The following is a 22,896-nucleotide window of genomic DNA, read 5'->3' as shown; positions in this document are numbered from 1 at the left end:
CCGTAAGTTTTTACCAGGGGTGACTGTCTACCTGAAAACAGGATTCGTTAAAAACCACAAGCTTGGCGTTGCCGTTTTGATCAACTTCAACGACCGAAAGACTTCCCGTATTTAGCCGGAATTTTCTTATACTGGACTCCTCCAATCCTAAAACCCGGCAGATCAAAGATAACACCACGAAATAATGGGTAACGATTAAGACTTCACCATCCGGAAACCTGTTGGTCAGCGTCTGCACGACCCGCCAGGCTCGCTCCCTTACATCGGCAAGCGATTCTCCACCCGGCAATCTAGGCAGTCCATTTTCGGTCACGGCGGTTAGCAATAAGCCCAACCCGCCACCAACCTCAGCGACTGCCTTGCCTTCGAGTTCGCCGGCATCAATCTCTCTCAGGTCAGGTTCCAGTTCTACCGGCATGTGTCCATGCTCGGTGGCGATGGCCTCTGCGGTGACCCTTGCCCGACCGAGAGGACTGGATACGATGGTTTCCAACTTTTCAGTAGCCAGGCGCCCCGCCAGGCATTTAACCTGCCTCAGGCCAGTCTCGTTAAGCGGAGTATCAGAACCTCCACCCTGGATGCGCCGGATACGGTTCCATTCGGTTTCTGCGTGCCGGGCGATGAAAATCCGAGTCATGTTTGTCCAGACTGGCCATTATCTGGCCGGCTTCTCGTGTTAAATCTCTCCGCCATTTTAACACGATCAACATAACTTGGATGATCCTGTCCCAGCCGTTCGAGAAAATTTGAGGATCTGGCTTCACCCAGGTTCTGATCGGTCAGTTTCGTCATCGCGGAGATAAAAACGTCAGGTTTACCGCTCGAATGAAGGGCGAAAGCGTCCGCTCCGGCTTCAATTCTTCGGCTGAACCAGCTTAAAAGCGGCACACTGGGCGCGCCGGCAACGGTGATGCAAAAAAGCAGTAGAGGCAAAGCGGCCGGATCGGTCTGGTTTACATAATCCATTTGGTTCACCAGTACGGCAAAGAGCCAAGAAGCCAGCCAAAACACCCCTAGATAAATCACAGATTGACAACCGAACAGGCGCCACACGTCATGGTGCCGCTGATGCCCCAGTTCATGAGCCATGACGACATCCATCTCTTCCTGGGTATAGGCGTTGACCAGCGTGTCCGATATCACGATCCTCTTGGTGCGGCCCAAACCCATTACAGCGGCATTGGCGAGGGTCGTCTTTTCAGAAAATTCGATTATGTATATCCCCGATATTTTTACTCCAGCGCTTATTGCCACTGCAATCAGCCGATCCTTTAGTTCACCTTCACTGATCGGCCGTATCTTGTAGAACAACGGGATCAACGCGATCGGGGCTAGAATGGTCATAACTACGGTCACGATCAGTAGTAGGCCCCAGGCAATCAACCACCACCAACCGGGCGAGGTCCCGATTAAGAAAAACAAGACAGCCACCACCCCTGCGCCGAAAGCTGTCCCGAGTAGCAGAGACTTGAAATGGTCCGTTAACCATCCGTTCACCGTTTGGTGTAGCAGTCCGTAATCCCTCGGCAGCTTGTACCCCGAGAAATAGGACAGCGGAAGCGTCAGGAGATCATACGCGACCATCAACAACACGAGGTAGAGAGCCGCGGCGACCGGTGAAGCCCCGGGTAAATGGCTCGCGATCTCTTTTGAAAAAGGCGTCAGCAGTAGAACCAGGATGAGAAAGATCGTTAATCCAAAGTTGACGAACCCGAGTCGACGTCTTTTTCTGGCGTATTCGCTGGCTTGTCTCTGCCGTTCCGGGTCCAATTCGGCCATCGGCTCGGTCCTAAGCCAACACCAAACGGGTACGATGGATCTTGAGGGGATGTTCTTTGAATCCCAGTGCCAGGCTGACCTGCTCGGGACGGCCGGAACCTGATGGATCGTTTTTGAGAAGCATCACCATCGAAACGGTTTCTTCGCCGGCATTTTCAATCGAGATGTTCTCGATCTGGGACCTAAGGTCGTAATGTTTGGTCTCGTCATCTCTGCGGTGGCTCCAGTCCAGGGTAGACATTCCAAGCAGGTCAATTATAGATTTTTCGATCTCGGGAGAAGGTCGGTTAAGAGGTAACGAAACCCTATACTCAGCAAAACGTACTTGTGATTGCAGAGAGGATTCTTCGTCGTTTACAAACATCCCCTGTCCAAGCGTCAGGTCTTCAGGCAGCTTCCGTGCAAGGCACGCTAGTATTGAATCCGCGGGCAAAGGGCTGTCGAGCCAGACTTCCATGAGCTCTGCCTGCCCTGTCCAACCCACGGCTAATGGGGCGGCTACGGCCAGGCGGGGATGGGCGTTGAAGCCCTCGGAATAGGCTAGATCGATCCCGGCGCGTCGAAAAAGCCGCGGCCAAAGCCGCATCATATCCAGGTGGGATAGGAACTTGAGTTTCTCCCCGCGGCTAAACTGAAAACGAAGACGTTTCATAGGAGGCAATAATAGAATCTCAGCTAGCTTTGATACCGGTAACCGTTTCCGGCTTGGGCGCTTCGGGTCCGGTGATTTCCGGAGGTTTTTCTTTGGTGATAAGAATCTCCTCGATCTTTCGCCCACGCATCCCGCTGATTACCATTTTAAGGTTTTGGTATTTAAGAACCTGTCCCTGGCGTGGAATTTGGCCCAGACGTTTCATAATGAAACCGGCAACCGTCTCATAGCTTGGATCCTCAGGTAAACCAAGATCGAGTTCTTCATTGGCGTCGGCAACCCTCATACCGCCGTCGACCTGGAAGGTAAACTCGTTGATGGGCTCGTATTCTTTTTCAACCTTAGAAAGTTCATCGCCGACAGGACCGACTATTTCTTCCATCAGGCGGGACAACGAGACGATGCCGGCGGTGCCGCCGTGTTCGTCGATGACGATGCACATCCGGAAATTTTTATCGCGCATCTCATTGAAAAGGGCGCCGATGGGTTTAGATTCTGGGGCAAAATAAGCCGGCCGAACCAGGCTGTCGATGGGTTCTTCGGTTTTGATCTCCCCTCGGGCTTGCGCCATGAGGACGTCTTTTATCGACAGAATACCGACAACGTTATCCATGTTTTCTTCAAACACGGGAAAACGTGACATCGGAGATTTCTGGTAGATGTCAAAAAAGTTCTGCAGCGCTGTCCCTTTTTCGACAGCTACGACCTCCGGACGCGGCACCAGGACTTCTGAGACCGGACGGTCGCGAAAATCGAATACAGCTTGAAGCATCTCGGCTTGAACCGGCCCTACAGCGCCTTCTTTGTGGCCCACGTCGATCATGGTGCGTATTTCGTCCTCGTTGAACAGAGAGCGGTGATAGGTTACGCCCCCGCCGAAAACTTTCATAAATCCTGAGGCGATCCACGAGAGAGCGGTGACCAGGGGTGTGAACAACCAGGCCAAGAAGGCGATCGGCCTGGCAAAAGTAAGCGCAATGCGATCGGGATGTCGCGTTGCCGCGGTCTTGGGAGTCACTTCACCGAAAATCAGAATGATCGCGGTCGAACCGATAGTGGCTATAATGACGCCATATTCCTCGCCGAAAACTGAAATCGCCAGGACGGTTGCTAGAGCTGAAGCCGCGATGTTAACGAAATTGTTGCCCAACAGCACCGTCGACAACAGCCTCTCGGGTTTCTCAACCAATTTGGCGACATGGTCGGCGCCTCTTACTTTTTCATCGAGCATGTTTTGCAGACGGTATTTCGATAATGAGATAAATGCCGTCTCAGAACTCGAGAAAAAAGCCGACAGAAGGAGACAGGCTAAAAGAAGTATCAGATAAATGGACTCAGTTGACATGATTGTACCTGGGGAGAATTTTCGGATTCATCGTAACTTGATGATAACACAGTCCGGGAGGGGTTGCACTACCTTTGACATGTCCAGGCCGGATTGGCCATAGGATGTCAGGGGCTAACAGATCCGTGGTAAAAGTTCGCCTGAAAGCATGTCGACGATGCGTCTTGCGCCGAGGGCTGTCCTTAAAACGACTCGGTTTTTGTGTTCTGACGTGACTTCACCGATGACGGCGGCATCAGCCCCATACCGGTTGGACCGCACGGCTGCCAGAACCTTTTCGGCGTCACCGGGGGTGGCGATAACGATCATCTTACCTTCATTGGCCACATACAGTGGATCGAAGCCGAGCAGTTCACAGGCGCTGCGGACGGCGTCTTTCACCGGAATCTTCGATTCATCGATTTCGATGCCCACACCTGACTGGGCGGCTATTTCGTTCAAAGTACTGGCCAGTCCGCCACGGGTCGGATCTCGAAGCACATGAATATTGCCGGATGCCTTCAACATCCCGGCGACAAGGCCGTTTAGGGGAGCGCAATCGCTCTCAACGGGCACTTTGAAAGTAAATCCCTCCCGCTGCGCCATGATGGCCATGCCGTGGTCCCCAATGCTTCCACTTAACATAACTATATCACCAAGCCGGGCGTTGCTCCCGGAAATATTAACTCCCGGCGGAACGACTCCGATCCCGGCGGTATTTATAAATAACTTGTCGGCTTTGCCTCGATTAACCACCTTGGTGTCGCCGGTAACGATGCAGACGCCAGCCTCGGCGGCGGTTGCCTTAATGCTCTGGACAACCCTGGACAGATCTTCAAAGGGCAAGCCTTCTTCAATGATCATGGCCAGGCTCAAATATTTGGGTACAGCTCCGGAGGTGGATAAATCATTCACCGTGCCGCAAACCGCCAGCTTCCCGATGTCTCCGCCTGGAAAAAAGATCGGGCTGACCACATAGCTATCTGTAGTGAACGCCAGCCGACCGCCGCCAAGGTCCAGACAGGCGGAATCATCCATCCGGCAGAGGGCTTCGTTGGCCAATTCGCCGATGAACATGTTGCGCACCAGTTCCTGGCTTAGTTTGCCGCCGGAGCCGTGAGCAAGCAGTACCTGTTTGGATTTTTCCAAGATGCCTCCGAATTCGTTGGGCGCTAGATTGCTTCGGCGAAATGGTAGTAGGCGGCGCAGGAACCTTCACTGGAAACCATGCATGGGCCGATGGGGTTCTCCGGTGTGCAGACCTTGCGGAACAGCTTGCACTCCTCCGGGGTTTTGACGGCGCGGATGACCTCGCCGCAAAGACATCCAGTCGGTTCGCGTGGCAGTTTGTCCAGCTTTATGTCAATAACTTTTTCGGCATCGTGGGCTGAAAATTCCGGCCTTATGACCAGCCCGCTTCCGGGAATGATGCCGACGCCCCGCCAGTTGGCCGCAGCGGGCGCAAACACCCGGTCAAGCATTGCAAGTGCGACCGGATTGCCCTCACTCTTCACAGCGCGGCTGTAGGCGGTTTCCACCTTTGGTTTCCCGGCCTCGATCTGATCGATGATCAGGTCTACGCAATACAGAATGTCCAGGGGTTCAAACCCTGAAACGGCACAGGCGATCCCGTAGCGCTCGGGGATGAAATTCCAAGCGTCGGCTCCGATTATAGCCGAGACATGCCCTGGAGCGATGATGCCCTGAATCTTTACTTCCCCGGCATCCAGCAGCACTTTGGTCACCGGAGGCGTGACTTTGTGAAGGGATAAAACCAGGAAATTCGTGAGTTTTTCGGAATCCGCCTGCAGGATTGCGGCGGCGATGGTTGGTGCTGTGGTCTCGAAACCGATGCCGACGAAGACTACCTTTTTTTCAGGGTTTTTGCGTGCGATGTCCAAGGCGTCAAGGGTAGAGTAGACGGTGCGGACATCGGCACCAGAGGCTCTGGCTCTGTCCAGACTGCCGTAACTCGCCGGCACCTTAATCAGATCGCCGAAGGTGGTGATGATAACCCCCGGCATCCTGGCCAAAGCCATGACCCTGTCCAGGTCGGCGGTCGAGGTGACACACACCGGACAACCGGGTCCCGAAAGCAATTTCAGATGCTTGGGCAAAAGATCGCGAAGACCGTACCGGAAAATGGCTACTGTGTGCCCGCCGCAAAACTCCATTATATTGGCGGGTTTGGTAGACTTGCGCCGGATATCTTCCAGGAGCTTTTTGGCAAGCGCCGAATCCCGGAATTCAGTGGCAAACTTCATGTTGTCTCCGGAATCATTTCCATTTCTTTGAAAAGCTCCAGAGTCTCAAGCGCCTCATGCTCATCGAGGACCTGTATCGCAAAACCGGTGTGGAGCAGAACATAGTCGCCAAGCTTGGCGTCAGGCACCATCACCAGGCTGGCGCGCACCGTGGTACCCGCCATATCGACCTCGGCTATCGTGTCATCGATCCTCACTATCTTGGCCGGAACCGCTAGGCACATAACAAAACCCCCAATAATCTATTTGACATAATGTTTTGCCACTGCAACCTGTCCAAGTGAAATGCCGCCATCGTTGGTCGGCACCTCCCGGTGCGCATAAACCTCGAATCCCCGGGCGGAGAGGCGTTCGATGCTTAGCCTCAGCAGTCGCCGGTTCATGAAGCAACCGCCGGACAAAGCCACCTTGGTTAATCGCCTTTCGCTCCTAATAATGTCACATGTCCTAATGATTATGTCAACAATTGCGTTGTGAAACCTGGCGGCGATTTCCGGGACCGGAATACCCGCGTCGATATCCGCGATGAGGCCTTCGAATAAGCGGCTCAGACGTATGACTTTGTGCCCGCTGTCGGTTTCAAGGTTAAACGGATAACTAGCCCGAGTTTCGACCCCTTCAGCCGCCATCTCGAGTTCTATCGCTGCCTGGGCTTCGTACTTAATTTCCCGGCATATTCCAAGCAGCGATGAAACGGCGTCGAATAGCCGCCCAGCGCTGGATGTTACCGGTGAGTTAAGTCCGCGATCCACTAATTGCTTGATTAATCCGAATTCTGCCCCCTCGACATCCCGTAGACATCGGGTTGCTATTGTCAACCCCTGGTCATCAAAAAGTCGGTAGAGATAGCCCGCAGTCACGCGATACGGCTTCTTTATGGCGGCCTCGCCGCCGGCGAGTGGGAGGTATTCAAGGTGAGCCATCCGCTCGTAATCCGTTGTATCGGCTACGAGGAATTCACCGCCCCAGATCTTACCATCGGCACCAAAACCTGTACCATCCAGGGCAACGCCGATAACTTTTTCGTCGATTCCATTCTCGGCTAGGCAGGACGCGACATGGGCATGGTGATGCTGAACTTTAATCACAGGTAATCCCGACCGGGAGGCCTCGACCTCAGCCCACTTCGTGGCGAAATATTCCGGGTGCATATCGCAGGCGATGAGTTGCGGTTCAACGCGGAACATAGTTTTGTAGAGGTCCAGCGTTTTCTCGAAGTGTTCGAAGGTTTCCTCGTTCTCCATGTCACCGATATGCTGGGAAATGAACGCGTTATCGTCACGCGTTAGGCAGAAGGTGTTCTTTTCCTGGGCGCCGACGCCGAGCATCTGCGGTGCTGGGGAAGTTAAACGAACCGGAGAAGGAGCGAAACCGCGGGCGCGCCGCAGCATCCTCTTGGAACCAGCCTCGAACATGGTCACGCTGTCGTCGTAACGGGAGAAGATATCCCGGTTATGCAGAATGAAATAATCGGCGATGTTACCTAAGCGGGAAAGCGCCTCCTTGTTGTCCCTGGCGATGGGTTCTTCGGACATGTTGCCGGAGGTCATGACCAGCGGCCGGTTCACTTCGGACATCAGGAGGTGGTGAAGGGGGGTGTAAGGCAGCATCACACCCAAATATTTCAAACCGGGGGCTACGGACGGCGCGATGTCGGTGCAATCTTTCATCTTCAGCAGAACGATGGGAGCCCCCGCTGATGAATTCAGCAGGTCTTTTTCATCGGGCGATACGCCGCACCTCGTTTCTACTTCACCCATATCTTCCATCATCACCGCTAATGGCTTGGCAGGACGATGCTTCCGCTGTCTGAGTTCGGCGACGGCCAATTCATTTGTGGCGTCGCAGGCCAGCAAGAACCCTCCCAACCCCCGGATGGCAATGATCTTGCCCTCTTTGAGGTATTCTCCGGCATCACCGATGACGTCCTGGCTTTCGAGTTGTCTCCCGGCAGAATCGACCAATCGAAGCCGTGGTCCGCATACAGGGCATGCGTTAGGCTGGGCGTGAAACCTCCGGTTCGAAGGGTCTTCATATTCCTTTCGGCAGTCGGGGCACATCGGGAAAATTTTCATCGTGGTCAGCGGTCGGTCATAGGGGATGTCTTCGATGATGGTGAACCTTGGGCCACAATTTGTGCAGTTGGTAAATGGATAGCGGTATCGCCGGTCGGCCGGATCGAATATCTCAGCCCGGCATTCGGGGCAAGTTGCCAGGTCCGGCGAGATCAGCTGGTATTTTCCCGGTTCGGCCAGGCTTTCCTTGATTTCGAAGTCTTGGTACCCGCACGGCTCGAGTCTAGTTGACATAACGCCGGTGATATGGGCTTGAGGGGGAGTTTTTTTCTCCATCTCGAGCAGAAAGGCATCCACATTCGTTCGTGGACCCTCGACTTCAATTCGTACCTCGCCCGAGGTATTGGTTACCCAACCGGATAGATGGTGAGAATGTGCCAGTTGGTACACAAACGGTCTGAAACCCACACCCTGAACAACTCCTTTGACAGAGATTGCCAGGCGTTCAACAGCCAAATTCACAGCCACAGGCTCTGGTTACCGCCTCAACTGCGATTTCAAAAAGTCCGTCCAGCCGGAAAAACCCTCCCCGGTTCGAGCAGACAGTGGAAATACTCGAATTCCCGGCTTGAGACCTTCGATGGCCTTAGTGAATTTATCCAGGTCAAAATCGAAATAGGGCATGATATCGATTTTGGTAACAACGACCACATCAGCCGAGGCGAACATGCCCGGGTATTTGAAAGGCTTGTCATCCCCCTCGGGAACGCTCAGGAGGACAACTCTCAGATGCTCGCCAAGTTTGAACTCGGAGGGACAAACAAGATTGCCGACATTCTCAATAAAGAGAATATCAATCTCTTCCAGCGGTAGATTATCAAGCCCGGCGGCTACTTGCCCCGCATCGAGATGACAGCCCCCTCCAGTGTTGATCTGAACTACCGGGGCGCCTTTCTGAGCCACCTCCTCGGCATCGATCTGCGAGGCAATGTCGCCCTCGATGACACCGACGCGAGCATCCTGTCCAAGGCTGTCAATGGTGGCCAATATAAAGGTGGTTTTGCCGGCGCCCGGAGAAGCCATGATATTAATCCCCAGTATGCCCTGTGCATCCAGCCTCGCCTGATTCGCGCCGGCGTTCTGGGTGTTGGCTGCCATGATGTCTTTAAGGACCTTTATCTGCATCGTCCACCTCGATCGAATCGATGTAAAATTCTTTGCCGGCGATCACCTCAGCCTGCCATTCTCCGCATTTGGGACAAATCCATTCATCCGGAGCGGTGATGAACTCCTGGCCGCAAGCCCGGCACTTCATTTTTGCGGGAATACGGGTAAACTTTAATTTCGCCCCCTCGGCGATGGTTTCTTTAGTCATGAAATCGAAATAGAACTGAATGGAGTCATCCACCAATCCCGAAAGTTCGCCGATGACCAGGTTAACGCCGTTCACTTTCTTGGCTCCAACCTTGCCGACTTCTTTCAGCACGATTTCCAGGAGGCTCTGAGTTACCGCCATTTCATGCATTAAGGCACAGTCCTAATACTAAAGTACAATTTAAAATTATACCGCGATTGCCACGATTGGGCAATTTGGGAAACCGGTCAAAAGAAGAGAGCCGCCTTTGAAGGCGGCTCTCTTCCGAAAGGAGACCAGTTAGGTTTAGCCGAAGTCGCCGGCGGGTGGCGGAGCTTCAATCTTCTTCTCCGGGATATCGGCCACCAGTGAGTTGGTGATGATGACCATGTTAGCTACGGACGCAGCATTCTCCAGGGCGGAGCGGACAACCATGGTGGGATCGATGATGCCCATTTCGACCATGTTGCCCCACTCATCGGTCTCGGCGTTGTAGCCGACACCGGGAGGAGAGGTGCGAACCTTGTCGAAGACCACGGCGCCGTCGCGGCCGGCATTGGTGGCGATCCAGCGGACCGGCGTGGGCAGGGCGCGCTTCACGATCAAAGCGCCGGTGGCCTCATCGCCTTCCAACTTCAACTTGTCCAGAGCGGGCAGGGCGTTGATCAAACCGACGCCGCCGCCGGGGAGGATACCTTCTTCAAGAGCGGCGCGGGTGGCGGCCAGAGCGTCTTCGACGCGGGCCTTGCGCTCTTTCATTTCGGTCTCAGTGGCTGCGCCTACAGCGATGATGGCAACGCCGCCAGCGAGGGCAGCCTGGCGCTCCTGCAGCTTCTCGCGGTCGAAAGCGCTCTCGACCTCGTCGATCTGAGCTTTAATGTGCTTGATGCGGTCTTTGATGGCTTCCGGAGTTCCGGCGCCGTCAACGATAACCGTCTTGTCTTTGTTGGTGGTGACGCGATGAGCGCGGCCCATGTCTTCCTCGGTGACCGAGTCAAGCTTGCGGCCGGCTTCCTTGGAGATGACGCGGCCACCGGTAAGGATGGCGATGTCTTCCAGCATCTGCTTCTGGCGATCGCCGAAGCCCGGGGCTTTGACGGCCAGAATATTCAGTGTACCCTTCATCTTGTTGACGACGAGGGTGGCCAGAGCTTCGCCCTCAACGTTCTCGGCGATAATGACAAGGGTGCGGGTCCACTGCAGTATCTTCTCCAGGGCGGGCAGGAGCTCACCCATGGTCTCGATCTTGCGGTCGGTGATAAGGATCATCGGGTCTTCGAGCACCGATTCCATGCGGCCGGTATCGGTAACGAAGTAGGCCGAGATGTAGCCGCGGTCGAACTGCAAACCTTCGACATAATCGGTCTGGTATTTCAGGCCTTTTGATTCTTCGATGGTAATGACGCCGTCTTTACCGACTTTTTCCATGACGTCGGCGATAAGTTCACCAATTTCAGGATCCTTGGCGGTAATGGTGGCGACCTGGACGATCTGTTCGCGGCCGCGAATTGGGTTCGACATCCGTTTGAGCTCCTTGGCAATCGCGGCGGTGGCTTTCTCGATGCCGCGCTTCAGAGCGATGGGTTCGGAACCGGCAGTGATGTTTTTGAATGCCTCGGTGATGATGGCTTGGGCTAGCATGATGGAAGTCGTGGTGCCGTCTCCGGCGGCATCGTTGGTCTTGGAAGCGGCTTCCTTGACGATCTGGGCGCCCATGTTCTCAAAAGGATCCGGCAGGTCGATGTCGCGGGCAATGGTGACGCCATCGTCGATGACCGTGGGTGCGCCCCAGGGCTTAGATAGGGCAACCGGATGACCCTTTGGGCCGAGAGTGACTTTGACGGTATCGGTAAGAGTGTTGATGCCACGAGCCAGGGATTTTCTAACCTGATCTCCGAAAATAATCTGCTTTGCCACTTTTCCTCCTAATCGTTTTTTAAGTATTTATTAGTAGACTTTTTTGGCCAGGACTTGATTTTCGGGCATGATAACCATGTCCATGCCGTCAACCTTGACCTCAGTGCCGCCGAACTTGGGATAGATCACGAAATCGCCGACCTTTACGTCCATGACCTCACGGGTGTTGTCTTTGCCCAGTCGGCCGGGACCTACGGCGACGACTTCACCTTCCTGGGCTTTTTCCTGGGCTGTGTCCGGGATGATGATGCCGCTGCGACTTTCTTCCTTCTTACCGGGTTTCACCAGGATGAAGTTTTGCAGCGGTTGCACGTTGATTGCCATGAATACCTCCTTCTTAGTGTCTTTCTTCCTCATTATTTTAGCAGTCTCACCACGAGACTGCTAACACCAGTTATAATAACCCACCAACCTAAATATCAGCAAATTGATCCTCATCCATTCTTATCGATTCTGGGGCTATCTCCTAACTGATTCTAGTAGATCCATGACAAATATTTCGAGGTATTACTCTTCATTTCTTGTATTTATATTCATTATTACCATTATTCGCATTGCGCATGCCTGACTGAAACGTTTATCGCCGGTCTGTTATAATCATGCAATGCGAGTTTTGGGTATAGAAACCTCCTGCGACGAGACAGCCGCTGCAGTGGTCGAGAACGGGATCAAAATCCTAGGCAACAAGGTCGCTTCCCAGGTGGACATCCATTCCCGCTACGGCGGCGTAGTGCCCGAAGTCGCCTCCCGGCAGCACCTCTTATCCATTGTGCCGGTGCTCAAAGAGTGCCTGAGGGACGCTTCTCTGACAATGGAACAGATCGACGCATTGGCGGTAACCTGCGGTCCCGGACTCGCCGGATCCCTGCTGGTCGGCGTCAATTTCGCCAAATCCATCGCGATGGCCGCCGGTAAACCGTTGATCGGGATCAACCACCTCGAAGGCCACATTTATGCCAATTGGTTGACCCCCGGCCAAACCCCGAGGTTCCCGGCGCTGGCGCTTATCGTTTCCGGTGGTCACACCGACCTGGTGTTGATGAGAGACCACGGCGATTATCAACTCATCGGCAGAACCAGGGATGACGCCGCCGGAGAAGCTTTCGACAAAGCCGCCCGGCTGCTGAACCTGGGCTATCCGGGCGGGCCGGTTATCGAGAAGGCGGCCAAATCGGGGAAAGTAACGCTGAAATTGCCAAAGGGGATCATCCCGGGCAGCTTCGATTTCAGCTTCTCAGGGCTCAAAACGGCGCTGTACCGGTTGGCCGAAACCGGTCAGGTTGCCTCTCCGAACGATGCCGCCGCCAGTTTTCAGGAGGCGGTGGTTAAAATATTGGTCAAGAGGACCCTGGCAGCGGCTGAAGAACACGGAGTTAATCAGATCCTGCTTGCCGGGGGTGTCGCCGCCAACAGCCGACTAAGGGAGAAGATGATTGAAGATTCCCCAATCCCTGTGTCGATTCCGCCGCTTTCATTATGCACCGATAATGCCGCCATAATCGCCAGTTGCGGTTATTTTCATATGGTTAAAGGCGAACGCTCGAACCTTGACCTGGACGTTTATCCCAGCATGCCCTTTGCCTGGGTAAACGGACTAATCCGGAATTTCGCCCGGCCGTGACCGGTCAATACCGTTTTGGCCTCCGCGATAAACGGGGTACAATCATTTCCAGAGGTTAGAGATGTACCATAAAACTGTATTGCCCAACGGTTTAAGATTGCTGTCACAGGAGATGCCGCAAACTTTATCGGTGTCCATCTGCCTTTTCGTCGGCACCGGCTCGCGTTACGAAACCGAGCCTATTTCCGGGATTTCCCATTTTATCGAACACGTCTTGTTCCGGGGAACGGAGAAGAGACCGACCTCCCGCGCCATCTCGGAATCTATAGAAGGGATCGGCGGCATCTTGAACGGAGGCACCGACCGGGAGACAACCGTATATTGGGCCAAGGCGCCGCGCGACCATTTTGTGTCTACCCTTGACACGCTCTCCGATATGTTGCTGCATTCAAAATTCGATCCTTCGGACATCGAAAAAGAGCGGCAGGTCATAGTGGAGGAAATCCACATGTCGGAAGACCAGCCCGACCAGAAAGCCTGCCAGCTTATCGACACCGTGCTGTGGCCGGATCACCCCCTGGGGCGCGACATTGCCGGGACTGAAAGATCGGTAGGCGCGATTACCCGCGATGACATGGGCGGTTATATGGCGCGACACTACCTGCCGCAGAACACCGTCGTCGCCATCGCCGGCGGGGTTGCCCGGAAAGATATTTTATCGGCGATCAACGATAAATTCGGGGATTGGCAACCGGGTTCCAGCGTCGCGCCGCCTTTTCCCCCGTTCATCCGCACTGACGGCGAGCGTCTGATCGCTGAGACGAGGGATATCGAACAGGACCATTTCCTGCTGGCCCTGCCCGCCCTGTCGATAGCTGACCCCAGGCGTTACACCGAGAGCCTTTTGAACGTGATCCTCGGAGAGGGTATGAGTTCCCGGCTCTTTTCCGAGATTCGCGACAAGATGGGTCTGGCCTATGCCATACACAGCTACGCCGAGTTTTTGAAAGACACCGGGGCGCTTACCGTGGCCGCCAGTGTGGACCCAGATAACCTGCTCAAGGCAATCGAAGCGGTGATAAAGGAACTCAACCTGCTCAAATCGACGTTGACCGCCCAGGAACTGGCTAAAGCCAAGGAACTCTCTAAAGGACGGCTGGCTTTGCGCCTGGAAGATTCCAGGCACGTGGCGTCTTGGCTGGGAGGTCAGGAGATACTCACCGCTGAGGTCTTGACGCCTGAAGAGGTCATCAAACGGATCGAAAAGGTGACCCTTGACGACCTCAGGGACCTGGCGGACGACCTGATCCGGGAAGACAGGATGCGGTTATCGCTGGTCGGCCCGGTAGCGGACGAAAAGCCTCTCAAGAACCTTATCGGCGCGGGTTAGTCTCTGCATTCTTAACGCAACGACAAAGGTCGCCCGCTTAGGCTTCCTTAAGCATACGCAGGATCTCGCCGATCTTGGGCGTTTTACCGGTCATCAACAGGAATGTCCTGAAGACCTTGGCCGAAAGCAGCAGGAACCCGAAAATGGATACCGCCATCACCATCATGCTCAAGCCTATCTGCCAGAACGGCACTTCCGCGGTACCCACCCGGATCATCGTGGTGATGGGGGCGGTAAACGGGAAAATGGTAAGGAAAACGCTCACCGGGTGTTGAGGATTTTCAATGATGAAAACGAGGCCCCAGAGCGGTGAGACCGCCAGGACGCTGAAAATGGCGGCCAATTGCTGGCTCTCACGCATGCTCGAAGCAATGCTGCCGATCGCTGCCAGGAGTATGGCAAACAACAGATACCCAAGAATGAAATAAGCCAGGCCAAGGATCACAAAGCTGGCCGATAGCTCGATCGAACCCAGTATAGCCGAAAAGTTAGCCGAAGCCAGGTTAGCCAGGAACCGGGCTGAAAAGAGCCAGATCGCCATCTGCGCCAATCCGGCAGCGCCCAACCCGAGGACCTTTCCCGTTATGAGTTGCCTGGCCGAAACACTGGAAAGCAGGACTTCCATGATGCGGTTTTCTTTTTCCTCGGCCAGTCCCTGCAACAGGTAGCCCGAGGACGTGAAGATCGACATCACCAGGAGAATGCTGAAAAGGTAAGGCAGCAGGAAAGCCGCCACGCCTCCCTGATTTTCGGCCGGTAAGCCGGTGACGGGATCGAGGATTATGCTTGAAAGGTTGGCCGGGGCCTTGACGCGGTCGATGACAGCAGCCCCCACAGTGGGTGATAGCAGATTGTCCAGCATGAAGTTCTGAATGGCGTACAGCCGATCGCCCGGCACTTCCAACTGACGTTCGGTGGTGAATCTGGCCAGAGCGCCGGTGTTGATGTAGTCCGGCGGGATTACGATATATTCGGACACGGTTTTGCCGATCAAGGCCTGGTTGGCCGCCTCGGCAGAATCAAAAGCGACAAAATCGAAATTGCCCTCCTGTTGATGGCCGGTGATGAGCGAAGCCTGGTCGACGTATCCGATCTTGACCTGTTCGACCGGCCCGCCACCGCCCTGGTTGCCGGAAAAAATCTGGCCACCCAGGATAAGGATGAGCCCGATAAGCGGTATTGCGACGGTCATGATAATGAAGCCGGTCCGTCGGATCAGAGTGGTGAATTCGTGTTTAAAGATGAGGGCCGTTTTGTTCACGACTTCTTTACCACCTGTACGAAAATATCGTCCAATGAAGGCAAGGCCACCTCGAACCGCTCTACCGGCACCTGGGCAGCGACGAGTTGAGCAAGTACCGATTGAGGCGTTGCCGCATCTCCAAGCTTCAATATCGATGAATGATTTTTGGATTCAATCCCGGTCACGCCTGCAAGAGCCGGCAACGGCGATTCCGATTCGACGATGACCGAGTTAGAGCGGAACTGCCTTCGAATGTCGTTAAGAGCGCCGTAGAGAACACGCTGACCCTTGTTAATCATGAACAACCGGTCGCACATTTCCTGCACTTCATTCATGCGGTGAGTAGACAAAATTATTGCTTTGCCTTCCCCTCGAAGGTCCTTGATGGTGTCTTTCAGAAGTCGGGTGTTGACAGGGTCGAGGCCGGCGAACGGTTCATCGAGGATGATCAACCCGGGATCGTGAGCCACAGTAACAACGAACTGGATAAGTTGCCCCATACCTTTGGAAAGTTCCTCTATCTTCTTGTAGCGGTGCTCATAAAGACCGAATTTTTTGAGAAGAGCCTCTGCACGAGAAACCGCGGTCTCGACCGCCGCTCCCTTCAGAGAGGCCATATAGACGATAGTGTCCATTATGCGGAGTTTGCGATAGAGTCCCCGTTCTTCGGGCAGATAACCGATGCAATTTTTGGACCCTTCTCCAAGATGCTGTCCCATTATCAGGATATCGCCACCATCCGGTTTGATGATATCCATCATCATGCGGATGGTGGTGGTTTTACCGGCGCCGTTGGGACCTATCAGGGCGAAAATCTCCCCGGTGTTGACCTCGAAGGAAACTCCGTCCACGACCTTCTTTTCGCCGTAGATCTTTGAGACTTCAGATATTTTTACTGCTAACAACGCACAAACCTTATCGTCGGAATATTCCCGCAATCTTAGCGTGTAAATGCTGAAATGACAATAGCTAAAAGAAGAGGCTCATACTGGCCGGTTGACCAGTATGAGCCTCTGTTTTTCGATGTTGTACGATTATTTTGTTTCGGGAGCGGACGGGACGGCACCCTCGGCAGGAGCGGCACCCTCGGCAGGAGCGGCAGCTTCGGCAACCGGGGCGGCGATGATGACTTCTTCGGCCTTGACGGTGATCTCGCTGACCTTGGCAATAAGCTGATCGGGCTCGGACAAGACGGTAACTTCAGGCTCGACTTTGAGGTCCCTGACGTGTATGGCGTCATGAAGTTCGTTCAGTACCGAGATATCGACGGTAATGCTCGCTGGCAGATCACCGGGCAGGCTTTCGACCTCGACGTGCGCCATCGGATGGACCAGGATGCGGCCTTTGGTCTTGAGGGCCGGGGCTTCACCGACAAGCCGTAGCGGGATCTCAGCAGTGATGGGCTCGTTCATATTGACCTGGTAGAAGTCCACATGAAAAAGACCGCCGCCAACCGGAGTACGCTGGACTTCGCGGATGAAAGCCATGCGAGCCTTCTTCTGGCCTTCGGTCTGTAGTGCTACCAACCGGGTGGTACCGGCCATGGCGACAACCTTTTCCAGATCGGCGGTTGCTGCCTGCAGGGTTTCCGAGGCCAGGTTGTGGCCGAAAACATGGCAGGGGGTAACGCCGGCGCGACGCAGGAAGCGGGTTTTCTTGCCGGTCACGGTACGCGGCGATAAAGTAACGGCGATTTTATCCATACAGATTTCTCCTTGTTTATTCAGCAAACAAATGCTAATTAAAACAGAATTGCCTCATTAAAGTCAATAAATATCGACCTAAGGTGGCAGTTTTGCCTCCGTCCGGTTATAATACCGCGAAAGAAGAGGAATGTAACATCGTAGCTAAGCGCGCCGAAGCTTTTTCATGCTATTCTCACCTTGGCGGGGCTGTCGCCGGAGGCGCAGGATTAGTCGCCTTGCTTATTTTGACCTGGGGCAGATGGGACCTCCTTACCGTTGTTGTCATTTACGGCTTGTCGATCACCGCTTTATTTTCTTTCAGCGCCTTATACCACGCGCTAAAACGCCGGGATGGTGAAACCTCTGTCTGGCGGAAACTGGACCATATCGCCATTTTCATCATGATCGCCGGCAGCTACACGCCGCTTGTCTATATCTACCTTGACGGCTTGTGGCGGGTTTTCATGATCGCTATACCGTGGGTCATCGTGGCTATAGGTATCTTCTACAAGCTGTTCTGGATGCACGCCCCGAGAATCCTGTCGCCAATCCTGTATTTGGGCATGGGATGGCTGGCGCTGGCGCCGATGCGGCAATTGTGGCTCTCGATGCCGCGGCTCGCATTTTGGGGGGTAGTGGCCGGCGGCGTTGCCTACAGCATCGGCGCCGTCATCTATGCTCTGAAACGTCCCAATCCGGTACCAGGGTTGTTCGGTTTCCACGACATTTTCCACATCTGGATAATTATCGGGGCGTCGCTCCATTTCGCAGTTGTTGTGTCATCGGTGACATAGCTGTTCAACGTCGAAACCGCCCGGATTTCCGTTTCGCCAAAATCCCGACGCCTTATGCTATAATCTGTTCCGGCGCCGGGATGGCGGAACTGGCAGACGCAGCGGACTTAAAATCCGCCGACTTCGGTCGTGTGGGTTCGATCCCCTCTCCCGGCACCAATGATTCAATTGGCCACCTCATCGCATCGTTGCGGAAATTAGCGAGGGAAAATGATGAAGATGAGACTACTACTCACCGCCGCGACTTTGGTAACGGTTTTGCTACTTGCCGGGTGCGCGGCAGGAGCCAATCCCGCATTGAACACGCCTGATGGAGCCGATCATATCGCCGGTTTTTGGTCAGGGCTCTGGCAGGGAATAATATCCCCCATAACGTTCATAATCTCGCTGTTTTCCAACAACGTGAATATCTACGAAGTCCACAATAATGGCGGCTGGTACGATTTCGGCTTCCTGTTCGGAATCAGCATCGCCTTCGGTGGGAGCGCCAGGGCGGCGTGCCGGAGGTGATTGCGGGATGCCATTTTCAAGCGGCGGGTTCTACAGTTTTAGACACGCCGTCCGTTTCAGTTGATTGAACGGTCATAGGTTGTTCCGACTTACTAGAAAACAGCGCACGTATCCCGGAGAAAAGCTTCTGCCACCACGGGACACTGGATGCTTTGCCGTCGGTGATGTTTTTGGTTTTAAGCTGGCTCTCGAGCTGGCGGATGCGCTCGGTTGCGGCGCCCAGTTGAGCAGCCAGGGCCAAGTTCTTCTCCTGCAAATCACGTAGAACAGCCATCGCGTCCTGTGATGCCCCGGCCAGAGGATCCCGCTTTTCGAGGGCTGTCCAGGGTTCGGCGGGCTCGAGTTTTTTGAGGTCTTCCGGCAATTCGCGAATGCGGTATTCTTCTCCAAATGGCCCGTTAACCAGGTCCGCTCTTAGTTTGCCGGCCTTGATGTAGCGGCGGATGGTGCGCGTAGAAACGCCCAGTTTTTCGGCAGCCTGGGCAATAGTGAAATTCTGCGTATTCATGAACGGTCATAGTGTAACGTCCGTGACTAGGGGTGTCAAGGGGTCTCCAAACGTAATCAACCGAATTATTACTAACTGCCGCATCTTTTAGGATACAATTACCCAAAGTAGAAGGGGGCTCGATCAAAACGTGAAAAGAACGGTAAAATCTTTCATCGGGATGGCGCTGGCTTCGGCTTTCGGCGGTTATGTTTTTGCAATCGTGGGCGCGCTCCTCGGATCCAAGCTGATTGATTGGAACAGCTACGGCGGGTTCGGGGGGCTGGTTGGCGCTATCGCGGGCATGATCATCGGCTATGCGTTAGGCGTGGTATTCGGCGTGCTGGTGTTCAGCAAAGCTTTTAAATATCGGGGATCGATATGGTTGGCGGCGCTTGGGGCGCTGGCGGGAATGATCATTATTCTCGGCTTGGCGGAACCGCTGAACCTGAACTCAAACTCGGACCTGATGCTCTGGAGTGTGGTCATTCTGACCGCGCTGCTGGCGACGTGGGGTTTTCATCTGAAAAAAGTGTAGGAGGGGGTTCAAGGGGGAAAGAATTGGAGGCGACGACCGGATTCGAACCGGTGAATAGGGGTTTTGCAGACCCCCGCCTTGCCACTTGGCTACGTCGCCGTTTTTCGCCTCGGACTCGGGGTATGTCCGCCAGAGAACAAAAATGGAGCGGAAGACGAGACTCGAACTCGCGACATCCTCCTTGGCAAGGAGGCATTCTACCACTGAATTACTTCCGCCCGATGAACCGGGATTATACCATAAGTTTTTAATGGTGCCGAGAGGGAGATTTGAACTCCCACGAGCTCATCACTCACTAGCCCCTCAAGCTAGCGTGTCTACCATTCCACCATCTCGGCCGCTGGCAGGAGTGGAAGGATTCGAACCCTCGGCCAGTGGTTTTGGAGACCACTGCTCTACCAACTGAGCTACACTCCTACAGAGTAGGCGCGGGTTAAAATCATACCGTATGCCGTTCCGCATTGTCAACGGGATATTGTCAGTTGGGTTCGCCGGCGCCGGGACCTATCAAACTGTCTTTGAAACGGAAATCCGATCGAGGTCCGGGGAGCTGCCCAAAGTGTTTAGTTTTGGTAAGTCAAGCGGCTATGCCACTGAGAATATTGTCCACCATCTGGTCGATGAAGGCTTCAGGGCGGGTCCGCTGGTGGAAGGCGACGCCGCCGGCGCGTAGCAAAACGATGGTGTAAGCCAGGGTACGCGCGGTCACGTCGGTGTTGTGGGTTCTTAGTTCTCCGGCCTTGACCCGTTCATCGAGGTAGTTCTGAAACAGCGAGATGCCTTCGTTCATGATGCCGCGCCAGATGCGAGGGACGATGGGATGGCTCTGCGTTTCGTGGAAAAATATGTTCATCAGGCTTTCTTTTTGCCCGAGGAGATCGTAGAACTGCCGTCCGACGGCTTTCAATACCTTGGCCGCCGGCTCGTTATGGAGGGTTGCCAGCAGGCTCTTGAGTTGCGGCAGGAAACTGTGCCTCTCGACTACAGCTTCAAGGAGCTTGTCCTTGCTTTTGAAATAGTGGTACATGAGCCCTTGGGCCACCCCGGCCGCGGCTGCAAGTTCCCGCACGCTGGTCTTGTCGAAGCCTTTTCGGGCAAAAACCTCCAGCGCCGTATCGATGAGCTGAAGGCGGCGCTCTTCGGCTTTTTCGTCGCGCCAGGTAGGCCGGCGCGTTTTTTCAGCTTTCACTGAATGTTCAATCATCGGTTGGATTATATTAGCGGCCAGATAGGCTGTCAAGACTAATTGTTTAATAATTTTCGGAAAAAAACAAAGACCGGGCGCTGTGGCCCGGTCTCATTTAATCAAACGTGTTGATGAATTTAGGCTTTGCCGATCTTGAACATCTTGGTGCCGCAGACGGGGCAGACGCCCTGGGTGGCCGGCCGGCCGTTCTTCATGGTGATAGCCTTGGCGTTCTTCATAACTCTCTTGGTCCGGCATTTCATGCAATAACCTTCCATAAATACCCTCCTTCGTAAATTTGAATTATACGATAGCCCAAGCTAACACGATTGTCAAGCGTTTGGAACCAATTATTTTTAAAGCTAAACAAAGCCGGGACTTTAGGGTAACTGATAAAGCTACGCCGGGGCCGTGGGCAGGACGTTGATCAGTTCCAGCCCGCGAATGACCATGCTCACCGCGAGTGCCGCCAGCAGCAGGCTGAAAACCCTGGAAATGGCCCTCAGGCCGCCCCGGCCCATCAAACGCATGAAAAATCCGGCGGCGACAAAGGTCAGCCATGCAATGAATATGTTAACCGCGAATGCGATGAATACGATATAAACTGGGTATTGGTTTGAAAGCAGCAGCAAGGTGGTGATCGTTGCTGGACCGACCGTGAGGGGTGTGCCTATCGGGACCACCGCCACCATTTCCTCCTTGATGACTTCCACCATGTGTCCGGTGGTCATATAGCGGATGGCGAAAACCATCAGGATGATGCCGCCGGCGATGGCAAAGGCGCCGCCGCTTATGTTCATGGCTTTCAGGATGAAACTGCCGAGAAATAAAAAGAACAGGCCGACCGCGGCGGCCGTGATAGTCGCCAAATTGATGATGCGCCACCGCTCTTCCTTGGTGGAATCCTCGGTCAGAGCGATGACAAACGGAAGGTTGCCGACAGCGTCGATGACGATGAACAGGGGAACGAAGGTCAGCAGGAAATCTTGCCAAAAGTTGGACATCAAGCTTGCGGGCGGCCTTTCAATTGGGATATTGAAGCCATTATAGGCACAAGATCCCCGAAATGCCACAAATATATTTTAGTTCAAATATAATTCGGCAGAATCAATGCCGCAGCTTTAAAAGCTGTTCGACCGGATCAAAGATCTCCCGTTCTGGAGAATTGGAATTTTGGATCGATGGTGCCCCTATTAACGTTGGTCAGGGGAAGTACGATAGTTTTTCCTGGCTTTCGGTTCAAATAGCTCTTGGTATACTCGCTCGGGAAAGAGTAGACGATCTGAACCCGCGGATGCTCCAGCCAGAACACGAAAATACCCACCGTTTGGGGTTTAGTCCCGAACGGACCGATGATCATGTTAGCCGAAGCCTTGAATTCCTCCCAGATAGACTCCAGGGTGTTGCGGATGTGATAGGGTGAATCCGCCGCCACCCGCCTGACTTCCACGTTCGGCTGGGCGAGAAGGACATCATTGTTCTTTTCGGCATATCGAAGGTATTCTTCATTGCCGTCGCGGGGAGCGGTTACAAGACAGATCGTGCGGCTGGGATTGAATTGTTTCCAAACAGAAAGAGATCGTTCGGCCTCGAAACCCAGGAAGAGGACGAGCACCGTCTCTTTTTCAACCGAAAAAGAACCGAAGAAATTGGCCACCGTGGTGATCTGATGCACGCCCTGTGTCAGCCGTGAAGGGGCGTACGTCTGGGTGGTGTGGACGATCCTAGGCAAACCCATGTTGAGTTCCGCCACCAGATAGTGCAGCAGACCTAAAAGGTACACCTTCGAAAAGCCGGAAATATCAAGTGTGATGTACGGTTCTTCGGCATCCTTCGGCCGGCATCGCTTCCAAATCGTCTTTAACTGGGCTACGCCTTCCACGGGTCGTCGCGCTGGCAACGAATGACGAAAACACCCTCGGACGTTTTACGCGAAAGCATGGTTTGGATCTTGGTGAGGTTGAAGTCTATGGCGTCCTGGTAACGCGGTTCTTCGATTACGAAGATGATTGAATATCTTACTCTGAAATTGGCGCTCATCCGTTGGATGGCTGACACGCACCGTTCTTCAAAGGAGGCGCAACAAACAAGGAGGTCATCCGCGCCGTACTCATTCAGCCGGCCCAGGCTCTCGATTACAATCGGTTCATCGGCAGCCCGCATACGGCTAACCACCCTCCCAAAAATCGATGCCAAT

26 protein-coding genes and 5 tRNA genes are annotated in these 22,896 nt (G+C 54.1%); 6 read left to right on the top strand and 25 right to left on the bottom strand.

Annotated elements, in window-relative coordinates:
• Nucleotides 1–10: 10 nt before the first annotated feature.
• The 12 genes from HX448_RS09605 to HX448_RS09550 form a co-directional block, all read right to left on the bottom strand.
• On the bottom strand, nucleotides 11–637 hold the full coding sequence (locus HX448_RS09605; protein WP_102330989.1) for a histidine phosphatase family protein: 627 nt from the start codon (nucleotides 635–637) through the stop codon (nucleotides 11–13).
• The gene (locus HX448_RS09600) at nucleotides 634–1,779 is read right to left on the bottom strand and encodes a M48 family metallopeptidase (RefSeq protein ID WP_102330988.1); all 1,146 of its coding nucleotides are present in this window, start codon (nucleotides 1,777–1,779) and stop codon (nucleotides 634–636) included. Before HX448_RS09600 ends, HX448_RS09605 begins: the two co-directional genes overlap by 4 nt.
• Before the next feature lie 10 nt (nucleotides 1,780–1,789).
• Entirely contained in the window at nucleotides 1,790–2,431 is a 642-nt protein-coding gene (locus tag HX448_RS09595) for a TIGR03936 family radical SAM-associated protein (protein WP_102330987.1), read from the bottom strand.
• 19 nt (nucleotides 2,432–2,450) lie between these two features.
• Nucleotides 2,451–3,776, bottom strand: a complete 1,326-nt coding sequence (locus HX448_RS09590) for an HlyC/CorC family transporter (RefSeq protein WP_102330986.1) — start codon at nucleotides 3,774–3,776, stop codon at nucleotides 2,451–2,453.
• Nucleotides 3,777–3,890: 114 nt separating this feature from the next.
• Nucleotides 3,891–4,904, bottom strand: coding sequence for a hydrogenase expression/formation protein HypE (hypE, locus tag HX448_RS09585; RefSeq protein ID WP_102330985.1), 1,014 nt, complete (start codon nucleotides 4,902–4,904; stop codon nucleotides 3,891–3,893).
• A gap of 23 nt (nucleotides 4,905–4,927) precedes the next feature.
• Nucleotides 4,928–6,019 (bottom strand): hydrogenase formation protein HypD, encoded by a 1,092-nt coding sequence (gene hypD / locus HX448_RS09580; protein ID WP_102330984.1) that lies wholly within the window; start codon nucleotides 6,017–6,019, stop codon nucleotides 4,928–4,930.
• Nucleotides 6,016–6,243 carry a HypC/HybG/HupF family hydrogenase formation chaperone gene (locus HX448_RS09575; RefSeq protein WP_102330983.1) on the bottom strand — a complete coding sequence of 76 codons (228 nt, stop codon included), beginning with the start codon at nucleotides 6,241–6,243 and terminating at the stop codon, nucleotides 6,016–6,018. The genes hypD and HX448_RS09575 overlap by 4 nt, the downstream gene beginning before the upstream one ends.
• A gap of 18 nt (nucleotides 6,244–6,261) precedes the next feature.
• Nucleotides 6,262–8,562 (bottom strand): carbamoyltransferase HypF, encoded by a 2,301-nt coding sequence (hypF, locus tag HX448_RS09570; protein ID WP_102330982.1) that lies wholly within the window; start codon nucleotides 8,560–8,562, stop codon nucleotides 6,262–6,264.
• A gap of 9 nt (nucleotides 8,563–8,571) precedes the next feature.
• On the bottom strand, nucleotides 8,572–9,219 hold the full coding sequence (gene hypB / locus HX448_RS09565) for a hydrogenase nickel incorporation protein HypB (protein ID WP_102330981.1): 648 nt from the start codon (nucleotides 9,217–9,219) through the stop codon (nucleotides 8,572–8,574).
• Nucleotides 9,200–9,559 carry a hydrogenase maturation nickel metallochaperone HypA gene (gene hypA / locus HX448_RS09560; RefSeq protein ID WP_102330980.1) on the bottom strand — a complete coding sequence of 120 codons (360 nt, stop codon included), beginning with the start codon at nucleotides 9,557–9,559 and terminating at the stop codon, nucleotides 9,200–9,202. The genes hypB and hypA overlap by 20 nt, the downstream gene beginning before the upstream one ends.
• Nucleotides 9,560–9,694: 135 nt before the next feature.
• Nucleotides 9,695–11,305: a chaperonin GroEL gene (gene groL, locus HX448_RS09555; protein ID WP_102330979.1), complete on the bottom strand. Its 1,611-nt coding sequence runs from the start codon at nucleotides 11,303–11,305 to the stop codon at nucleotides 9,695–9,697.
• A gap of 30 nt (nucleotides 11,306–11,335) precedes the next feature.
• Nucleotides 11,336–11,629 carry a co-chaperone GroES gene (locus HX448_RS09550; RefSeq protein WP_102330978.1) on the bottom strand — a complete coding sequence of 98 codons (294 nt, stop codon included), beginning with the start codon at nucleotides 11,627–11,629 and terminating at the stop codon, nucleotides 11,336–11,338.
• Nucleotides 11,630–11,909: 280 nt separating this feature from the next.
• On the opposite strand from HX448_RS09550, the gene tsaD reads away from it, so the two are divergent.
• Both tsaD and HX448_RS09540 read left to right on the top strand, forming a co-directional pair.
• Nucleotides 11,910–12,926, top strand: coding sequence for a tRNA (adenosine(37)-N6)-threonylcarbamoyltransferase complex transferase subunit TsaD (gene tsaD, locus HX448_RS09545; RefSeq protein ID WP_102330977.1), 1,017 nt, complete (start codon nucleotides 11,910–11,912; stop codon nucleotides 12,924–12,926).
• 61 nt (nucleotides 12,927–12,987) lie between these two features.
• A complete protein-coding gene (locus tag HX448_RS09540; protein ID WP_102330976.1) occupies nucleotides 12,988–14,256 on the top strand; it encodes a M16 family metallopeptidase in 1,269 nt (422 codons plus the stop codon).
• A gap of 37 nt (nucleotides 14,257–14,293) precedes the next feature.
• Here HX448_RS09540 and HX448_RS09535 read toward each other — a convergent pair whose 3' ends face one another.
• From HX448_RS09535 to HX448_RS09525, 3 genes are all read right to left on the bottom strand, one after another.
• The gene (locus tag HX448_RS09535) at nucleotides 14,294–15,517 is read right to left on the bottom strand and encodes an ABC transporter permease (protein ID WP_102330975.1); all 1,224 of its coding nucleotides are present in this window, start codon (nucleotides 15,515–15,517) and stop codon (nucleotides 14,294–14,296) included.
• Nucleotides 15,514–16,404, bottom strand: a complete 891-nt coding sequence (locus HX448_RS09530; protein WP_102330974.1) for an ABC transporter ATP-binding protein — start codon at nucleotides 16,402–16,404, stop codon at nucleotides 15,514–15,516. Before HX448_RS09530 ends, HX448_RS09535 begins: the two co-directional genes overlap by 4 nt.
• Nucleotides 16,405–16,533: 129 nt before the next feature.
• Nucleotides 16,534–17,202: a 50S ribosomal protein L25 gene (locus tag HX448_RS09525; RefSeq protein ID WP_102330973.1), complete on the bottom strand. Its 669-nt coding sequence runs from the start codon at nucleotides 17,200–17,202 to the stop codon at nucleotides 16,534–16,536.
• A gap of 92 nt (nucleotides 17,203–17,294) precedes the next feature.
• Between HX448_RS09525 and trhA the strand changes: the two genes are divergently transcribed.
• The 3 genes from trhA (at nucleotide 17,295) to HX448_RS09510 (ending at nucleotide 18,488) form a co-directional block, all read left to right on the top strand.
• Nucleotides 17,295–17,978 (top strand): PAQR family membrane homeostasis protein TrhA, encoded by a 684-nt coding sequence (gene trhA, locus HX448_RS09520; RefSeq protein ID WP_162485942.1) that lies wholly within the window; start codon nucleotides 17,295–17,297, stop codon nucleotides 17,976–17,978.
• A gap of 74 nt (nucleotides 17,979–18,052) precedes the next feature.
• Nucleotides 18,053–18,137: transfer RNA gene (locus HX448_RS09515), tRNA-Leu, on the top strand.
• 51 nt (nucleotides 18,138–18,188) lie between these two features.
• The gene (locus HX448_RS09510) at nucleotides 18,189–18,488 is read left to right on the top strand and encodes a hypothetical protein (protein ID WP_394573310.1); all 300 of its coding nucleotides are present in this window, start codon (nucleotides 18,189–18,191) and stop codon (nucleotides 18,486–18,488) included.
• Between the two features lie 16 nt (nucleotides 18,489–18,504).
• On the opposite strand, the gene HX448_RS09505 is transcribed toward HX448_RS09510, so the two are convergent.
• The gene (locus HX448_RS09505; RefSeq protein WP_190259875.1) at nucleotides 18,505–18,996 is read right to left on the bottom strand and encodes a helix-turn-helix domain-containing protein; all 492 of its coding nucleotides are present in this window, start codon (nucleotides 18,994–18,996) and stop codon (nucleotides 18,505–18,507) included.
• Between the two features lie 130 nt (nucleotides 18,997–19,126).
• Between HX448_RS09505 and HX448_RS09500 the strand changes: the two genes are divergently transcribed.
• Nucleotides 19,127–19,513: a hypothetical protein gene (locus tag HX448_RS09500; protein WP_102330971.1), complete on the top strand. Its 387-nt coding sequence runs from the start codon at nucleotides 19,127–19,129 to the stop codon at nucleotides 19,511–19,513.
• A gap of 24 nt (nucleotides 19,514–19,537) precedes the next feature.
• Here the strand turns inward: HX448_RS09500 and HX448_RS09495 are convergent.
• The 9 genes from HX448_RS09495 to HX448_RS10540 form a co-directional block, all read right to left on the bottom strand.
• A tRNA-Cys gene (locus tag HX448_RS09495) sits at nucleotides 19,538–19,612 on the bottom strand.
• Nucleotides 19,613–19,656: 44 nt separating this feature from the next.
• Nucleotides 19,657–19,731, bottom strand: a tRNA-Gly gene (locus HX448_RS09490).
• A gap of 33 nt (nucleotides 19,732–19,764) precedes the next feature.
• Nucleotides 19,765–19,851: transfer RNA gene (locus HX448_RS09485), tRNA-Leu, on the bottom strand.
• A gap of 3 nt (nucleotides 19,852–19,854) precedes the next feature.
• A tRNA-Trp gene (locus HX448_RS09480) sits at nucleotides 19,855–19,930 on the bottom strand.
• Nucleotides 19,931–20,090: 160 nt separating this feature from the next.
• Nucleotides 20,091–20,717, bottom strand: a complete 627-nt coding sequence (locus tag HX448_RS09475) for a TetR/AcrR family transcriptional regulator (RefSeq protein ID WP_162485941.1) — start codon at nucleotides 20,715–20,717, stop codon at nucleotides 20,091–20,093.
• A 119-nt stretch (nucleotides 20,718–20,836) separates the two neighbouring features.
• Nucleotides 20,837–20,977, bottom strand: a complete 141-nt coding sequence (locus HX448_RS09470; RefSeq protein WP_190259874.1) for a DUF5679 domain-containing protein — start codon at nucleotides 20,975–20,977, stop codon at nucleotides 20,837–20,839.
• 120 nt (nucleotides 20,978–21,097) lie between these two features.
• Nucleotides 21,098–21,703 carry a MarC family protein gene (locus HX448_RS09465; protein ID WP_102330969.1) on the bottom strand — a complete coding sequence of 202 codons (606 nt, stop codon included), beginning with the start codon at nucleotides 21,701–21,703 and terminating at the stop codon, nucleotides 21,098–21,100.
• 137 nt (nucleotides 21,704–21,840) lie between these two features.
• Nucleotides 21,841–22,599 carry a hypothetical protein gene (locus HX448_RS09460; RefSeq protein ID WP_226846757.1) on the bottom strand — a complete coding sequence of 253 codons (759 nt, stop codon included), beginning with the start codon at nucleotides 22,597–22,599 and terminating at the stop codon, nucleotides 21,841–21,843.
• A complete protein-coding gene (locus HX448_RS10540; protein WP_226846755.1) occupies nucleotides 22,569–22,862 on the bottom strand; it encodes a hypothetical protein in 294 nt (97 codons plus the stop codon). Before HX448_RS10540 ends, HX448_RS09460 begins: the two co-directional genes overlap by 31 nt.
• Nucleotides 22,863–22,896 lie beyond the last annotated feature (34 nt).

Source organism: Dehalogenimonas etheniformans (assembly GCF_014672715.2).
Classification (GTDB): Bacteria; Chloroflexota; Dehalococcoidia; order Dehalococcoidales; family Dehalococcoidaceae; genus Dehalogenimonas; species Dehalogenimonas etheniformans.
This window is presented reverse-complemented; position numbering and strand designations above follow the sequence as displayed.

What these genes read in the sequence shown, in the direction of transcription:
- HX448_RS09510 (WP_394573310.1), top strand. Translation starts at nt 18,189, where the DNA reads ATGATGAAGATGAGACTACTACTCACCGCCGCGACTTTGGTAACGGTT.
- HX448_RS09605 (WP_102330989.1), bottom strand. Translation starts at nt 637, where the DNA reads ATGACTCGGATTTTCATCGCCCGGCACGCAGAAACCGAATGGAACCGT.
- HX448_RS09550 (WP_102330978.1), bottom strand. Translation starts at nt 11,629, where the DNA reads ATGGCAATCAACGTGCAACCGCTGCAAAACTTCATCCTGGTGAAACCC.
- HX448_RS09505 (WP_190259875.1), bottom strand. Translation starts at nt 18,996, where the DNA reads ATGAATACGCAGAATTTCACTATTGCCCAGGCTGCCGAAAAACTGGGC.
- tsaD (WP_102330977.1), top strand. Translation starts at nt 11,910, where the DNA reads ATGCGAGTTTTGGGTATAGAAACCTCCTGCGACGAGACAGCCGCTGCA.
- HX448_RS09595 (WP_102330987.1), bottom strand. Translation starts at nt 2,431, where the DNA reads ATGAAACGTCTTCGTTTTCAGTTTAGCCGCGGGGAGAAACTCAAGTTC.
- HX448_RS09590 (WP_102330986.1), bottom strand. Translation starts at nt 3,776, where the DNA reads ATGTCAACTGAGTCCATTTATCTGATACTTCTTTTAGCCTGTCTCCTT.
- HX448_RS09540 (WP_102330976.1), top strand. Translation starts at nt 12,988, where the DNA reads ATGTACCATAAAACTGTATTGCCCAACGGTTTAAGATTGCTGTCACAG.
- hypD (WP_102330984.1), bottom strand. Translation starts at nt 6,019, where the DNA reads ATGAAGTTTGCCACTGAATTCCGGGATTCGGCGCTTGCCAAAAAGCTC.
- hypA (WP_102330980.1), bottom strand. Translation starts at nt 9,559, where the DNA reads ATGCATGAAATGGCGGTAACTCAGAGCCTCCTGGAAATCGTGCTGAAA.
- HX448_RS09575 (WP_102330983.1), bottom strand. Translation starts at nt 6,243, where the DNA reads ATGTGCCTAGCGGTTCCGGCCAAGATAGTGAGGATCGATGACACGATA.
- HX448_RS09465 (WP_102330969.1), bottom strand. Translation starts at nt 21,703, where the DNA reads ATGTCCAACTTTTGGCAAGATTTCCTGCTGACCTTCGTTCCCCTGTTC.
- HX448_RS09470 (WP_190259874.1), bottom strand. Translation starts at nt 20,977, where the DNA reads ATGGAAGGTTATTGCATGAAATGCCGGACCAAGAGAGTTATGAAGAAC.
- HX448_RS10540 (WP_226846755.1), bottom strand. Translation starts at nt 22,862, where the DNA reads ATGCGGGCTGCCGATGAACCGATTGTAATCGAGAGCCTGGGCCGGCTG.
- HX448_RS09600 (WP_102330988.1), bottom strand. Translation starts at nt 1,779, where the DNA reads ATGGCCGAATTGGACCCGGAACGGCAGAGACAAGCCAGCGAATACGCC.
- hypB (WP_102330981.1), bottom strand. Translation starts at nt 9,219, where the DNA reads ATGCAGATAAAGGTCCTTAAAGACATCATGGCAGCCAACACCCAGAAC.
- HX448_RS09525 (WP_102330973.1), bottom strand. Translation starts at nt 17,202, where the DNA reads ATGGATAAAATCGCCGTTACTTTATCGCCGCGTACCGTGACCGGCAAG.
- HX448_RS09475 (WP_162485941.1), bottom strand. Translation starts at nt 20,717, where the DNA reads ATGATTGAACATTCAGTGAAAGCTGAAAAAACGCGCCGGCCTACCTGG.